Raw genomic sequence first — 15,359 nt, forward strand, 5'->3', positions numbered from 1 at the left:
GTCCGGGACGACGGCTGCGTTTATCTTGCAAATGCGAAGCGCGTTCAGCCCTTCTTGCGCGTCAGTTCGCGCATCGCCGCATCGAGGCCGCCCAGCGTCAGCGGATGCATCGACCCGCCAACCAGATCACGGATCAGCTTGGTCGATTGCGAATAGGCCCATTGCTTCTCGGCCACCGGGTTGAGCCACACCGTCGCAGGATACGTCTGCGCCACGCGGTGCAGCCACACCGCGCCGGCTTCCTCGTTGAAATGTTCGACCGATCCGCCCGGGTGGGTGATTTCATAGGGGCTCATCGCCGCGTCGCCGACAAAGATCACTTTGTAATCATGGCCGAATTTGTGAAGCAGGTCCCATGTCTGAGTGCGTTCGGCAAAGCGCCGGCGGTTGTCCTTCCACACGCCTTCATACAGGCAGTTGTGAAAATAATAGAATTCCATGTTCTTGAACTCGCTGGTCGCCGCGCTGAACAGCTCCTCGACGAGCTTGATGAACGGGTCCATCGAACCGCCGACATCGAGAAACAGCAGCAGCTTGACCGCATTGTGCCGTTCGGGCCGCATGCGGATGTCGAGCCAGCCCTGGCGCGCCGTGCCCTCGATCGTTGCGTCGATATCGAGTTCATCCGCAGCGCCTTCGCGGGCAAACCGGCGCAGGCGGCGCAAGGCGATCTTGATATTGCGCGTGCCCAGTTCGCGCGTGCTGTCGAGGTTCTGGAACTCGCGCTTTTCCCACACCTTGATCGCGCGGCCGTGCTTGCTTTCGCCGCCGATGCGCACGCCTTCGGGATTGTATCCGCCATTGCCGAACGGGCTGGTGCCGCCGGTGCCGATCCATTTGCTGCCGCCCTGGTGGCGTTTTTCCTGCTCTTCGAGCCGTTTCTTCAACGTCTCCATGATCTCTTCCCAGGATCCGAGCGCCTTGATCGCCGCCATTTCCTCTGCGCTGAGGAACTTCTCGGCGATCGCCTTCAGCCAGTCCTCGGGTACATCGACCGGTTTCTGCCCGTAATCGGACAGGATGCCCTTGAAGACCTTGTTGAACACCTGGTCGAAGCGGTCGAGCAGGCCTTCGTCTTTGACGAAGGTCGCGCGCGCCAGATAATAAAAAGCCTCGGGCGTGCTGTCGATCACGTCCTTTTCGAGCGCTTCGAGCAGCACCAGGTGCTCCTTGAAACTGGCCGAAATCCCGGCGCTGCGCAATTCATCGACGAAGTTGAAAAACATGGTTCAGGCCGCAGGCGTGGGCGGGGCAGGGGGCTGACGCGCGAACAGCTCCAGCGTTGGGTCAAACACCGCCCATGGAGGCGCGTCCTCGGTCCAGATGACTGCCGAGGGGGCCAAGTCGTGCGGCTGATCGATCACGCCGAACCGCACGGTCTTCATGGTGGGGCGCGCCGAGCTCTGACCATAGACCTGCGACCCGCACGCGGCGCAGAAATGAAATGTCAGTGTGTTGCCGCTGTCTGCATTCCAGCTCGATGTACCGAGCGTGCCCTCGATCGCGACCGCGTCGGCGGGAAAGATCGCATTGGTGGTTGGGCCGCCCGCCGCGATCGCCTGGCATTGGCGGCACCAGCACTGGCGCGTGGCCAGCGGCTTGGCGTCGATCTGCAAGGTTACCGCGCCACACGCGCATTTTCCGGTATAGCTCATGACGCGATCATCCGTTGCGGCGGGACATGAAGGCCAGCCGTTCGAACAGCATGATATCATGCTCGTTTTTCAAAAGCGCGCCGTGCAGCGGCGGGATTGCCTTGGTCGGGTCGCGGTTTTGCAGCACGTCGAGCGGCATGTCTTCGTTGAGCAGCAGTTTGAGCCAGTCGAGCAGTTCGGACGTGCTCGGCTTTTTCTTCAGGCCCGGCACGTCGCGCACTTCGTAGAACACCTCCATCGCCTTGGCGATCAGCGTGCGCTGGATACCGGGGAAATGGACATCGATAATCGCGCGCATCGTGTCGCGGTCGGGAAACTTGATATAGTGGAAGAAACAGCGGCGCAGGAACGCGTCGGGCAATTCCTTTTCGTTGTTCGACGTGATCACCACGATCGGGCGCTCGACCGCAGTGATCCGCTGCTGCGTCTCATAGACGTCGAAGCTCATGCGATCGAGCTCCTGCAACAGGTCGTTGGGGAATTCGATGTCGGCCTTGTCGATTTCGTCGATCAGCAGGACGGGCAGTTGCGGCGCGGTAAACGCCTCCCACAATTTGCCCTTCTTGATATAGTTGGCGATGTCGTGGACGCGCTCGTCGCCGAGTTGGCCATCGCGCAGGCGGGCCACCGCGTCGTATTCATACAGGCCCTGCTGCGCCTTGGTGGTCGATTTGACATTCCATTCGATCAGCGGCGCGCCGACGGCTTTGGCAATTTCATGCGCCAGCACGGTCTTGCCGGTACCCGGCTCGCCCTTTACCAGCAGCGGGCGGCGCAGCAGCACGGCGGCATTGACGGCGACTTTCAGGTCGTCTGTGGCGACATAATTGCTGGTGCCTTCGAAACGCATCGATCTGTCCTGCCCGCTTAACCAAGGGGTTAACGCTACCGTCAACGTGCGCCCCCGGCAAGAGGCGTGGTAATAAGTCGCAAAGGGTATCACAAGTCACGGTAATGCCGGAAAAACCGTTGCATAGCGCGCAGCGGCTTGGCAGGGCAGCAATCGGGGACCGGCCATGTGATCAACTGGTCTTGTTGCATTGGCGGTGCCCTGAATTTTTTGCGCCCTTTTGCAGACAAGGCTCGGTCGGAAGCGTTTATCGGGTAATGGATTTGTCCCAGCCTTCCTCCCCCGGCAGTGCCGTGCCAAGCGCACCAGTGGATGCGCCCTATGAGCGCAGCCATTATCATTCGCCGACGCGATCGCGCTATGTCGCGGCGCTTCTGTCGCTCGGCATCTGCGCGCTGCTGCTGCTTCTGATCCTGTCGATGGCGGCGCTCACCATCCAGAAGGGCGAACCGGCCAATCTGTTGACCGCAATCAAGCTGACCCCGCCGCCCCAGGAAATCTTGAAAGCGCATGCCGGGGCCAAGTCGAAGCCCAAACAGAACAACGTGCCGATCCAGACGCAAGCCGCGATCAAACTGCCGCCGCATGTCAATATCGAAAACCCCCACAAAGTCGAATGGCCGCCCGGGTTCATCCATATGAACCATGCCGATCTGGCCAATTCGGATATCAGCAATATCCATTCGACAGGCGGCGGCGGCCAGGGCCACGACGATGGTGCCGGCGGCGGCAAGGGCGGCGACAACGGGCCCGGAGAATCGAGCTTCTACAACGTGGAATGGTATCGCAAACCGCCAAAGCGCGCGCTGGACTCGTATATGAAGCCGGGCCAGGATCCCGGCCGGATGGCGACGATCGAATGCCGCATGATCGAGAACTATCATGTCGACGATTGCCACGAAGTCAGCGAAACCCCGCGCGGAACCGGCATGGCGCGGGTGTTGCGCGAGGCATCCTGGCAGTTCGAAGTACGCCCGCCGCGCTTGAACGGCAAGACGCTGCTCGGCACGCGGGTGCATATCACCTACACGTTCAGCGAGTTTGAAAAAGCGACCGAAGGTGCCAATCCCTTGGAGCATCCGGCGGGTGATTAGGTCTGGCCCGTTGCGGGGAAGATTGTCTTGTAAAGAATATGTGGTATATCGAGGACATCTGTTCAGGAGAACGTCGCATGGCGAACATGACTCTCAATGTCCGGGTTGGCGGTGTGCTTGGCGAATTCGTGGCCGCCAATGTCGGTGAGGACGGCAGCTATGACAATGTCAGCGAGTATGTGCGGGATCTGATCCGGAAGGACAAGGCCCTGGCTGACGAGGTCGCATTCGAACGGTTGAAAGCCGAATTGCAGGCTGCATTTGCAACGCCGGATGAGGAATTTCGATCTTTGACAGCGGAAGATTTCATCGCGCGGAATCGTAAACGCCGGGCTGCGTGACGGTGTATCGCATTTCGGAAAGGGCCGATGATCGGCTCGATGAGATATACGACCATACATACGACAGATGGGGTCAGGCACAAGCGGAGCGCTATGGATTGGGGTTCATTGCCCGGTTCGAGGCGATCGCTGCTCGATCAGTTTCGTGGCGCGTTATCCCCGCCGAATTCGGTGCGCGCGGGTACTTTTGCCGATATGAGCATCACTATATTTATTGGCGGGTGTTGAGCGACGGCTCGGTGGGTATCATCACGATCTTGCATGAGCGAATGCATCGGATCGACAAGCTTGCCGGCGAGATGACGTGATTCCGGGGGTGAGGTAAACGGCCAAAGGGCACGGCAACTCAGGCGTCGATCAGATCCGGATCGATATCCGCCGCGCGGTTCTGGATGAACATGAAGCGGTGTTCGGGATTGCGGCCCATCAGGCGGTCGACCAGGTCCTTGATCACGTGGCGCTGTTCATGCGTTTCGGGCAGGGTCACGCGCAGCAGCGATCGCGTCGCCGGGCTCATCGTGGTTTCGCGCAATTGCCCTGGGTTCATTTCGCCCAGGCCCTTGAACCGGCCGACCTCGACCTTCTTGCCCTTGAACGTGGTTTTTTCCAGCTCGGCGCGATGGGCATCGTCGCGGGCATAGGCGCTGAGCGTTCCCGAAGTCAGGCGATAGAGCGGCGGCTGGGCGAGGTACAGGTGTCCGCGCCGCACGACTTCGGGCATTTCCTGGAAAAAGAACGTCATCAAAAGCGTGGCGATATGCGCGCCGTCGACATCGGCGTCGGTCATGATCACGATGCGGTCATAGCGCAGCGCGTCGGGGTTGCAGTCCTTGCGATTGCCGCAGCCGAGCGCGAGATTGAGATCGGCGATTTCCTGGTTGGCGCGGATCTTGTCGTTGGTGGCCGAGGCGACATTGAGGATCTTGCCGCGGATGGGCAAGATCGCCTGGGTCTTGCGATCGCGCGCCTGCTTGGCGCTGCCACCGGCGCTGTCGCCTTCGACGATGAACAGTTCGGTCTCGCCACTGCCTTCGCCGGTGCAATCGGTCAGCTTGCCCGGCAGCCGCAATTTGCGCGTGTTCGTCGCAGTCTTGCGCTTGATCTCGCGCTCGGCCTTGCGCCGCAGCCGCTCGTCCATGCGATCCATCACCGAGCCGAGCAGTGCCTTGCCGCGATCCATATTGTCGGTCAGGAAATGGTCGAAATGGTCGCGCATTGCCGCCTCGACCATCCGCGCGGCATCGGGGCTGGTCAGGCGGTCCTTGGTCTGGCTCTGGAACTGCGGGTCGCGCACGAACACCGACAGCATCACTTCGCTGCCGGTGATCATGTCCTCGGGCGCGATGTCCTTGGCCTTTTTTTGGCCGATCAGCTCTCCGAATGCGCGGATGCCCCGCGTCAGCGCGGCGCGCAGACCCTGTTCATGCGTGCCGCCATCGGGGGTGGGGATGGTATTGCAATAGTAGCTGTAGGTGCCGTCGGACCACAACGGCCAGGCGATCGCCCATTCGACGCGGCCCATTTCTTCACCGCCGGGGCCCGGAGGAAAATCCTGCCTGCCGGTAAACGGCACCGTCGTCACGCATTCGCGCGACGCGATCTGTTCGGCCAGGTGATCGGCCAGGCCGCCGGGAAACTGAAACGTGGCTTCTGCGGGGACATCGTCGACGCACAGCGCGGGCGCACATTTCCAGCGGATTTCGACGCCCGCGAACAGATAGGCCTTTGACCGGGCCAGCCGGAACAGCCGCGCCGGCTTGAATTTGGCATCGGCGCCAAAGATCGAGATATCGGGCACGAATGTGACGGTGGTGCCGCGCCGGTTGGGCGCATTGCCAATCTTTTCGATCGGGCCCTTGGCGAACCCGCAGGAAAATTCCTGCGCATACAGACCTTTGTTGCGCGCGACTTCGACCCGGGTCAGCGTCGACAGCGCGTTGACCACCGAAATGCCCACGCCGTGCAGGCCGCCCGAGGTGGCATAGGCCTTGCCTGAAAACTTGCCGCCCGAATGGAGCGTGGTCATGATCACTTCGAGCGCGGATTTGCCCGGATATTTGGGGTGTTCGTCGACCGGAATGCCGCGCCCGTTGTCGCTGATCGTGATCCGGCCGGGCGCCCCGGGTTCTTCCTCCAGCGTGATCTCGATGCGGTTGGCATGGCCCGCGACGGCTTCGTCCATCGCATTGTCGAGCACTTCGGCGACGAGATGGTGCAGCGCGCGTTCGTCGGTGCCGCCGATGTACATGCCCGGGCGACGCCGGACCGGCTCCAGCCCTTCGAGGACCTCGATCGCAGAGCCATCGTAACTCTCCGCGGCGGCGAGCAGCGCGGTCTGCTTGTCGAACAAGTCATCTGCCATGCGGGGCGTCATAGCGGATGGGGGGAATCCAGCGCAAGGCGGGGGAGGCGCTTATTCCGCCGCTTTTTAGCACACGCGTGGCCCACCAAACGAGCGAGGGTTCGGGATTGTAGCTGGCAGCTCAGATCCCGGCGCGATGCTGGATCTGGTAATCCTCCTGCGTGAAATGCACAGGCGCCGGGCTGATTGTCGTGAACGTCCCGGTGCCGACTTCGCGCACTTCCATCGCGCGTTCGGCAATGCCGAATTCGTTGAAACGGAACACGCCGTCCAGCCCGATGAAGCCTTGCGAATCAAACAGCTTGCCCGTGGGGAACACGGTGCCCGATCGCCAGCTGCGCGCGACGTTCAGCGTCAGCAGCACCGAGTCATAGCCAAGCGTCGAAATGCGCGGTGGGTTGACGCCAAACCGGTTGTGATACGACGTTTCGAACTGGCCAAAGCGCTTGTCCGAAATTGCGGCAAACCACGCACCGCGCAAGGGCGCCATATGCGTGATCGTGGCGTCGCCTGCCCACAATTCGGTGCCGAGCAGGCGCACGCCATTGGCCATCGGCGCGGCGAGCGCGGCGATCCGCGCGCGGTCCGCAATCACGATTGCATCGACCTGGCCCTTGGCTTTCACCCGGCGGATTGCGCTGGCGACCGACGTGTTGGTGCGTTCGTAGGTTTCCACGTCTGTCACGCGCACATTGTACTGCCGTGCCGCACCGTTTAGCCCGGCGGCGACCCGCTGGCCATACACGCCTGTCGGGATCAGCGCGCCGACAGCGGTGATGCCATGCGCGCGGGCATAGCCGATCACGCGCGCGACCGATTGCCCGGGCGCCTGGCCAAAGACGAACACATCGCGCGCGGCGGCATCGGCGTCGTTGGAATACGTGATCATCGGCACATGCGCCGGGCGCGCCGCGGCAGCAACTGCGCCGACGTCTTCGGAATTCAATGGCCCCAGGATCAGCTTGTTGCCGTCTGCAATCGCTTTGGCTGCGGCCGGGCCTGCGCCGGACGCGGCAGTGTCGTACGTGGTGATGCGCAAATTCGCCGCATTGGTGTCGAGCAGCGCCATCGTCGTTGCATTGGCGATCGCCTGGCCGATCGCGGCATTGGCGCCGGTCATCGGCACGAGCAGCGCGATGCGGTGGCGATCGGTGTCGCTGGGCAGGACATTGGCCTGCGGCGCGGCTTCGACCGGGCGCTGCACCGGCGCGTGTGCCACCGGTTTGGGCACGACCGCGCACCCGGCCAGCAACGCCAGGGTGGCGGCCGCCACCGCGCGGCGCAGAACGCTTGTGCGATTATCGTTGCGATACCTGATCATTGGCTTGCCTCGTTCCCCTGCGGCGGTCCATGCTCGTGCGATGGACAATCTCTCTATCGAAGACCGGTCGCCCGATAATCCCACGCTCGAACCGGGCCTGTATATTGTTGCCACCCCGATTGGCAATCTTGGAGACATGACCCGGCGCGCCGTCGAAGTTCTGGGCGCGGTTGCTGCCATAGCGTGCGAAGACACGCGCGTCACGGGCAAGCTGATGGCGCATCTGGGAATTCGCAAACCGTTGCGCCGCTATGACGATCATGCCGACGTCTCGGCGCGCGATGCGCTGATCGCGCAGATGCGGACCGAGCCCGTGGCGCTGGTGTCCGACGCCGGCACACCGCTGATTTCCGACCCCGGCTATCGGCTGGTCCGCGCGGCGCAGGCCGAAGGCATCATGGTCACCAGCCTGCCGGGGCCAAGCGCGCTGATCACCGCGCTGACATTGGCCGGATTGCCGACCGACCGCTTTCTGTTCGGCGGATTTCTGCCGGGCAAGGACAAGGCGCGCGGCGATGTTCTGCGCGAGCTGGCAGGGGTGCCGGCGACGCTGGTGTTCTATGATACCGGACCGCGCCTGGCCGATACGCTGGATGCGATGGCCGAGTTGCTCCCCCGGCGCGAGATCGCGGTGGCGCGCGAACTGACCAAGCTGTTCGAGGAATGCCGCCGGGGTAGCGCAAGCGAACTGGCCGCGCATTACCGCGAACATCCGCCCCGGGGCGAGATCGTCGTGCTCGCCGGGCCGCAGGGTGAGGCGCCCAAGCCCGACGAGGCCGCAATCGACGCCGCGCTATACGAGGCGCTGGCGCGGCTGCCCGTCGCCAAGGCGGCCAAGGAAGTTGCGCGTGCGACGGGCCTTGATCGCAAGGATCTGTATGTGCGGGCGCTTGCGCTGCAATCCGATCCCGCATGAGCAGGCGAAAGTCGCGTGCCGAACGCGATGGGCAGCGCGGCGAACGGACGGCGGCGTGGTATCTGCGCGCCAAAGGCTGGCGGATTTTGCAACGCCAGGTGCGCGTGGGGCATGGGCGCGGCGTGGGCGAGGTGGATATCATCGCCAGACGCGGCCGCGTTCTGGCATTTATCGAGGTGAAATGGCGCCGCGAGGCCAAGGCGCTCGACCAGGCGATCGACGAGCGCCGCCTGCTCCGCGCCGCGCGGGTGGCGCAGGCGCTGGCGCCGCAATTGGCGCGGCCCACGGATGACGTGCGGATCGATGTGATATTGCTTGCACCATGGCACTGGCCGCGCCACATCACCCACGTCTGGCAGCCCTGATACCGGGCCTGCGATGATCGCACTTTTCTAAAGCCCCTCCCCTTCTGGGGAGGGGTTGGGGTGGGGCCTCTCGGCATCATTCTACGCTTCGGGCGGACTCGGCGAGTGGGGAGAGGCCCCACCCCCGGCCCCTCCCTGAAGGGGAGGGGAGCAGGTTGTGTCATCGTGCGTTCGTATCACTGCATCATCACAGGAAGTCGAGCACATGACGATCCGCGTCGCGGTCCAGATGGACCCCATTGCCACGATCAATATCGCCGGGGATTCCTCGTTTCACCTGATGCTGTCGGCGCAGGCGCGCGGCCACCAGCTATGGGTCTACGATGTCCGCTCGCTGGCATGGGAAGCCGGTCGTGTCACCGCAGAGGCGTCGCCTGTCACCGTGCAGCGTGTGCATGGCGATCATCATACCCTGGGAGAAATGCGCAAGATCGACCTTGGCCACGACATCGACGTGGTGTTGATGCGCCAGGATCCGCCGTTCGATCTGGGCTATATCACCGCGACGCATCTGCTCGAACGGCTCGAGGGCGAAACGCTGGTCGTCAACGATCCGCATTCGGTGCGCAATGCGCCCGAAAAAGTCTATGTGCTCGATTATGCGCGGTTCATGCCGCCCACGCTGATCACGCGCTCGGCCGCCGATGTCCGCGCGTTTCAGGCCAGCCACGGCGGCGGCGCGGTGGTGGTCAAGCCGCTGCACGGCAATGGCGGCAAGGCGGTGTTCAAGATCGAACCCGATGGCAGCAACCTGTCGGCGCTGGCCGAACTGTTCGGCCAGGTCTGGCCCGAACCGTTCATGGTCCAGACGTTCCTGCCCGAAGTGGCCGAGGGCGACAAACGCATCGTGCTGGTCGATGGCGAAGTGCTGGGCGCGATCAACCGCAAGCCGGGCGTGGGCGAATTTCGCTCGAACCTGGCGGTCGGCGGCTATGCCGAAAAAAGCACGCTGACCGATCGCGAGGCGGAAATCTGCGCCGCGATGGGCGCCGATCTGAAAGCCAAGGGGCTGGTGTTCGTCGGTATCGATGTCATCGGCGGAAAATGGCTGACTGAAATCAATGTGACTTCCCCGACGGGCATAGTCGCGATCGAAACATTCGATGGTACCGATACCGGTGGCGCCATCTGGCATGCGATCGAGCGCCGCCTGACAGCTTGAGGGTTTGCAAATGAGCAAGGATGACCTGAAAACCGATCGGCGCGGCGTTCTTGGCGGGCTTGCGTTCGGCATTGGCGCGGCGGCGCTGACCGGAACCGCCCAGGCGGCGGCTGTGGACAAGCCTGTCGATAAGCCCGGGCACAAGTCTGTGGATGCCGCGCTGGCGCATCACATCGACACCATCGTGGTCATCTACGCCGAAAACCGCAGCTTCAACAATCTGTTCGCCGATTTCCCGGGCCTGGCCGAGCCGCTGTCGGGCGTATCGCCCGAACGCGCGGCACAGCGCGATCGCGATGGCAGCATCATGCCGCATCTGCCGCCGGTGTGGGACGGCATCGTTCCGGCCGAACAGGTTGTCGAACACCGCACGCATGTCATCGGTGAGGATGACCTGCCGCAACTGTCAAATGGACCCTTCGCCCTGTCGACGCTGGCGGGCGATCCGCTGCCGACCGGCGTGGTGACGCGCGATCTCGTTCACCGTTTCTACGAAAACCAGATGCAGATCAACGGCGGGCGCAACGACGGGTTTGCCGCGTGGGGCGATAGTGGCGGGCTGGTCATGGGGTATTACGCGCAGACCCGGCGCGATTTGCGGCTATGGCAGCTCGCGCGCGAATTCACGCTGTGCGACCGGTTTTTCATGGGCGTGTTCGGCGGCTCGTTCGTCAACCATCAGTATCTGGTCGCCGCCGCCCCGCCGGTCTATCCGCATGCCGATACCAGCATCGCGCGCGACATGATCGCGCAACTCGACGATGGCCCCGGCGGCGTCCGGCTGAAACGTACGCCCGAATGCAAGGCCAGCGCGATCGACGGCCCGGCCGTATTCGTTCCCAGCACGATTGCACCGCCTGCGCCGGGCTATCCCGAATTTGCCGTGGTCAACACGATGATGCCACCGTTTCAGCCGTCACCATCGTCCGATGTGATGAAGCCGGGCTGGGCGCTGGCCAGTGACGCGAACGTGCTGATGCCGCAAACGCATGATACGATCGGCAGCAAGCTGGACAAGGCCGGCGTGGCATGGGCGTGGTATGCCGGTGGCTGGGCCGCAACGCTGGCGGGGATGATGACCGACGGGCAATATCCGCCTGCACCCAATTTCCAGTATCACCATCAGCCTTTCAACTATTTCGCCGCACTGGCGCCGGACACGCCGCAACGCGACTTGCGCCTGCGCGATGCAGGGGTGGGCGATACGGCGCGCACCAACCACCTGATCGCCGATGCGGTGGCAGGAACATTGCCGCCAGTCACGTTCTACAAGCCGCAGGGCAACCTGAACATGCACGCGGGGTATTCGGATGTCGATTCGGGCGATCGGCATATTGCGGCGGTGGTCGATGCCTTGCGCTCCGGTCCGCAGTGGGATCGCATGGTGATCGTGATCACGTTCGATGAAAATGGCGGCTGGTGGGACCACGTCGCCCCGCCAAAGGGCGACCGCTGGGGCCCGGGCACGCGCGTGCCCGCGCTGGTGATCAGCCCGCATGCCAGGAAGGGCCATGTCGATCACACCACCTACGACACCGGCTCGATCCTGCGCCTGATCACGCGACGGTTCGGGCTGGAAAAATTGGATGGCCTTGCGCTGCGCGACAAGGCGATGGTCGAGGCGGGCGGGCCGGCGCCGGGCGATTTGACCGGGGCGCTCGACCTGGCTTAGGTGTGACCATGATACGGTCAAATGCGGTTGGGTGGGATCACGATGACGGTTTATAACGGTACCAGTGGCAATGACACGTTCTTGATTGGGCCGAATGACGTCGAGCAGGCGGGCTCGGTGTTCGATGGTGGCGGTGGCACCAACACGCTGGTCATCGATAATGCCACCGACCTGAGCCAGGACACTGTCGCAAATTTCCAGACGATCGTGAACAATTCGTCGGGTACGGTCACGCTCGATATCTCGCAACTGGCCGGGGTGACCGAGCTCGACGGCAAATACACGATCGTGGGTAACGGCATCGCCAATTTTGCGAGCCTTCAGGTTCTCAAGACCGGCCCCACCTATTTTGGCGCGGGCGTCACAAGCGTCGATTTTTCGCACACGCAGTTGCTTGATCAGCCGCAGAATTCCCCGTTCTTCGAGCTCGACAACGCGGGGATGTCGTTCTTTGGCGGCAATTTTGCGTATTTCGTTCACGTCGCGGCGAGCGGGGTAACAGTGACTTCGGGCAGTGGCGGTGGCTTTGCCGACCTGGGCTATGGCGGTGGCACGTTTATCGGCGGCAGCGGCACGGATTCCGTCAATGTCGACGCGGGACTCGTCAATATCACCGGCGGGTCGGGCAATTTGTCGGTGTATTTGATCGGCCCGCCGACCAAGGGTTCGACATTTACCGGTTCCACCGGGACGAGCAGCCTGTACCTCGACGCCAGCGGCATGGATCTCAGTGGCTTTGTCATTTCGGGGTTTACCTCGCTCAACACCCAATATTTCACCATCGTGAGCGCGAGCGACGTTGCGGGGTTTACGTCGATCACCGGTACGCTGGTGGTCAACGGCACCGCAGCGATCAGCATGGCGGGCAAGTCGCTGGCCAACTTCGCCATCACGCTGGCTCCAGCCGGTGGTTCGATCGATTTCACGGGGGCGACTGTCACTTCCGGCGGCGCCGTCCCGGGGTCGCCCGGCGTTACCATCAATGGTGGTAGCGGACCCAATACCATCACGGGAAGCAGCGGCGGCGATGTGATCAACAGCACCGGACAGGGCGATGTGATCGAGGGTGCCGGGGGCAACGATAGCGTCACTATCAACAACACTGCGACCGGAACGATAACCGGCACGTATGACGGTGGCACCGGCGTAAACACGATGACTTTCAATGGCGGCGACCTGACGCATGCCGCGATCACCAATTTCGAGTCGCTGGCGATATCGGCATCCGGCGTTTCGAGTGTGACGCTGACCACCGAAGAACTGGCGTTTTTCACGACCAGCCTGTCGGTTGCGAACGTGCAATTGACCGATGGGGGCACTGTTTCGCTGGCCGGATCAACAGGGCAGAATACGCAATTCCATTTGTCGGACGCCGCCACGATGCTCGATCTGAGCGGATTTCTGCAAGCGAACGTGATCGTCACAGGCGGTGCCGGCAACGACACGATCTATGGCCTGTCCAGCGGAACAGCGTCGCCCACGACCGGGTATGTCGATCAACTTTATGGCGGTGGCGGCAACGACGTGCTGATCGGATCGTCGGGCAACGATTATCTCGATGGCGGCACGGGGATCAACACCGCAGTCTATAGCGGGGTCAAGAACGCCTATCGCATCACCGAGGCGGCCGATTACAGCTTCGTCCTGGCTGACTTGCGCGCCGGCTCTCCCGACGGGACCGACCATCTGGCCAGCATCCAGGATCTGCAATTTGCCGACGGGGTGGTTGACCTTACCGCCGCCACGCTTGCGTGGACTGGCGATGGCAATACGTTCGAACTGTATGCCGGCCAGACGCTGAGCCTGTATAACGCCAGCGTGACCGGCGATGCGGTCAACGGCAACAACGGTACGATCGACCTGATTGGAGCCAGTCTGGCCGCGACCGGCAACAACCAAACGGTGGACGCCGACACGGGCTCGCTGAAGGTCAGCAGCAACGGCTCGTCCAACACGATCAGGCTCGAAGGGGCGACTTTGGCCACAGTCGGCGGCAACAGCCAGAACGCTGCGGCCGTAGATACGGTGATTTTTGCGCAGTCCGGCACGACGACCAATGGCGGTTCCGTGATCGAAACCGACAACTCATACGTCAATGTAACCGGCGCGAGCCTGATCGCCACATTGGGCAATGCCGACACAATGGTAATCGACGGCGGCAACGAAACGATCCTCATGCCCGACAGCGGCGATATCGTGACAATGACGGGCACCGCGGGCAATTGGGACAGCGTGACGGGGTCGGGCGAAAACCTGACGCTCAATGGCGCGCAGTCGGCGATTACCGGGGGCGGCAATTCGATCGGGTTTGCCGGCAGTGGCGATATCATCGGGCTGTATGGCACCGACGGATCGTGGGATTCGATTTCGGGATCGGCGGGTACGATCTATCTGACCGGCGCGCAGGCGGCCATTACCGGCGGTGGCGATACGATCAGTTTTGCAGGTGGCACCGGCAACGTCGTCGGTTTGTACGACACCGGCGGAAGCTGGGACAGCGTGTGGGCGCCGGGCGGTGACACGGTCTACCTGACCAGCGCGCAGGCGGCGATTGCCGGGGGTGGCGACACGATCAGTTTTGCCGGCGGCTCCGGTAATGTCGTGGGTTTGTACGACACCGGCGGAAGCTGGGACAGTGTGTGGGCGCCGGGTGGCGACACGATCTACCTGACCAGCGCGCAGGCGGCGATCGCAGGCGGCGGCGATACGATCAGCTTTGCCGGTGGCACGGGCAATGTCGTCGGGCTGTACGACACCGGTGGCACGTGGGACAACATCTGGGCGCCGGGTGGGGAAACGATCTACCTGACCAGCGCGCAGGCCGCGATTGCGGGCGGCGGCGATGCGATCAGCTTTGCCGGCGGCACCGGCAATGTCGTGGGATTGTACAACACCGGCGGTACCTCCGATACCGTCTGGGCGCCCGGCGGCGGCACCATCGATCTGACCAGCGCGACCGCGATCGTGACCGGTGGCGGCGATACGATCGGGTTTGCCGGCGGCACCGGCAATGCGGCGACGCTGCAGAACACCAACGGCGTGTGGGACACCGAATGGGGATCGACCGGCACGCTGAACCTCGTGGACGCGCAAGTAGGGATCAATGGCAGCAGCATCACGGTGAACTTTGCCGGCAGCGACACGGTCACGCTGTTCGGGACGACTGAAACACTGGCGTTCAAGCAGGGCATCGGCGGCAAGGATGTGATCAACGGTTTCGCCGCGTCCGATACGTTGCAGGTGAGCGCGAGCGATTTCGACAACTGGGCGCACCTGATGAGTTCGGGCGACATCACCCAGGTCGGCGCCGATACGCTGATCACGCTCGATGCCAATGACAGCATCCGGCTGACCAATTTCACCGCCTCGAAACTGACTTCAGCGCAAGTGCATTTCACCTGATCCTCCCCTGAACGAAGAGACAGACCGCGCCACTCTTGGGGCGTGGTGGAGGGGTGGCGCGCCAGGGCGATGACATTTCGATGACGCGCCGTCGGTTGGTGCCGTCCCCCGCGGCGCGTTTCGAGGGGCGAGCGGTCGTCCGCATTTGCCGCGCTGCGCACACCAGCGCGTTCCGTTCATAACCGCGCTCTGCGCGAGCGTAACCGTATTCGGATTGTT

Annotated in this window: 13 protein-coding genes; 8 read left to right on the forward strand and 5 right to left on the reverse strand. The window is 62.9% G+C overall.

Annotated features, from left to right (window positions below):
• Window positions 1-44: 44 nt before the first annotated feature.
• The 3 genes from ACOOE2_RS08780 to ACOOE2_RS08790 are packed head-to-tail and all read right to left on the reverse strand — an operon-like array spanning window position 45 to window position 2,505.
• On the reverse strand, window positions 45-1,226 hold the full coding sequence (locus tag ACOOE2_RS08780) for a vWA domain-containing protein (protein WP_420382633.1): 1,182 nt from the start codon (window positions 1,224-1,226) through the stop codon (window positions 45-47).
• Between the two features lie 3 nt (window positions 1,227-1,229).
• A complete protein-coding gene (locus ACOOE2_RS08785) occupies window positions 1,230-1,655 on the reverse strand; it encodes a GFA family protein (protein ID WP_420382634.1) in 426 nt (141 codons plus the stop codon).
• A gap of 7 nt (window positions 1,656-1,662) precedes the next feature.
• Window positions 1,663-2,505 (reverse strand): AAA family ATPase, encoded by an 843-nt coding sequence (locus tag ACOOE2_RS08790; protein WP_420382635.1) that lies wholly within the window; start codon window positions 2,503-2,505, stop codon window positions 1,663-1,665.
• Between the two features lie 308 nt (window positions 2,506-2,813).
• Here ACOOE2_RS08790 and ACOOE2_RS08795 point away from each other — a divergent pair, with 308 nt between their 5' ends.
• The 3 genes from ACOOE2_RS08795 to ACOOE2_RS08805 are packed head-to-tail and all read left to right on the forward strand — an operon-like array spanning window position 2,814 to window position 4,248.
• Complete coding sequence (locus tag ACOOE2_RS08795) at window positions 2,814-3,599, forward strand: hypothetical protein (protein WP_420382636.1); 786 nt, start codon at window positions 2,814-2,816, stop codon at window positions 3,597-3,599.
• Window positions 3,600-3,637: 38 nt separating this feature from the next.
• The gene (locus ACOOE2_RS08800) at window positions 3,638-3,940 is read left to right on the forward strand and encodes a ribbon-helix-helix domain-containing protein (RefSeq protein ID WP_420382637.1); all 303 of its coding nucleotides are present in this window, start codon (window positions 3,638-3,640) and stop codon (window positions 3,938-3,940) included.
• Window positions 3,937-4,248: a type II toxin-antitoxin system RelE/ParE family toxin gene (locus tag ACOOE2_RS08805; protein WP_420382638.1), complete on the forward strand. Its 312-nt coding sequence runs from the start codon at window positions 3,937-3,939 to the stop codon at window positions 4,246-4,248. Before ACOOE2_RS08800 ends, ACOOE2_RS08805 begins: the two co-directional genes overlap by 4 nt.
• A gap of 38 nt (window positions 4,249-4,286) precedes the next feature.
• Here the strand turns inward: ACOOE2_RS08805 and ACOOE2_RS08810 are convergent, their stop codons facing one another.
• Together ACOOE2_RS08810 and ACOOE2_RS08815 are read right to left on the reverse strand one after the other, a co-directional pair.
• A complete protein-coding gene (locus ACOOE2_RS08810) occupies window positions 4,287-6,302 on the reverse strand; it encodes a DNA topoisomerase IV subunit B (protein ID WP_420382639.1) in 2,016 nt (671 codons plus the stop codon).
• Window positions 6,303-6,423: 121 nt separating this feature from the next.
• Entirely contained in the window at window positions 6,424-7,623 is a 1,200-nt protein-coding gene (locus ACOOE2_RS08815) for a penicillin-binding protein activator (RefSeq protein ID WP_420382640.1), read from the reverse strand.
• Between the two features lie 40 nt (window positions 7,624-7,663).
• Here ACOOE2_RS08815 and rsmI point away from each other — a divergent pair, with 40 nt between their 5' ends.
• The 5 genes from rsmI (at window position 7,664) to ACOOE2_RS08840 (ending at window position 15,140) form a co-directional block, all read left to right on the forward strand.
• Entirely contained in the window at window positions 7,664-8,539 is an 876-nt protein-coding gene (gene rsmI / locus ACOOE2_RS08820; protein ID WP_420382641.1) for a 16S rRNA (cytidine(1402)-2'-O)-methyltransferase, read from the forward strand.
• A complete protein-coding gene (locus tag ACOOE2_RS08825) occupies window positions 8,536-8,904 on the forward strand; it encodes a YraN family protein (RefSeq protein WP_420382642.1) in 369 nt (122 codons plus the stop codon). The genes rsmI and ACOOE2_RS08825 overlap by 4 nt, the downstream gene beginning before the upstream one ends.
• Window positions 8,905-9,109: 205 nt before the next feature.
• Window positions 9,110-10,066 carry a glutathione synthase gene (gene gshB, locus ACOOE2_RS08830; protein WP_420382643.1) on the forward strand — a complete coding sequence of 319 codons (957 nt, stop codon included), beginning with the start codon at window positions 9,110-9,112 and terminating at the stop codon, window positions 10,064-10,066.
• A 10-nt stretch (window positions 10,067-10,076) separates the two neighbouring features.
• Window positions 10,077-11,738 carry an acid phosphatase gene (gene acpA, locus ACOOE2_RS08835; protein WP_420382644.1) on the forward strand — a complete coding sequence of 554 codons (1,662 nt, stop codon included), beginning with the start codon at window positions 10,077-10,079 and terminating at the stop codon, window positions 11,736-11,738.
• 21 nt (window positions 11,739-11,759) lie between these two features.
• A complete protein-coding gene (locus ACOOE2_RS08840) occupies window positions 11,760-15,140 on the forward strand; it encodes a beta strand repeat-containing protein (protein WP_420382645.1) in 3,381 nt (1,126 codons plus the stop codon).
• Window positions 15,141-15,359: the final 219 nt, after the last annotated feature.

The organism is Novosphingobium sp. (assembly GCF_965214355.1).
Lineage (GTDB): Bacteria > Pseudomonadota > Alphaproteobacteria > Sphingomonadales > Sphingomonadaceae > Novosphingobium.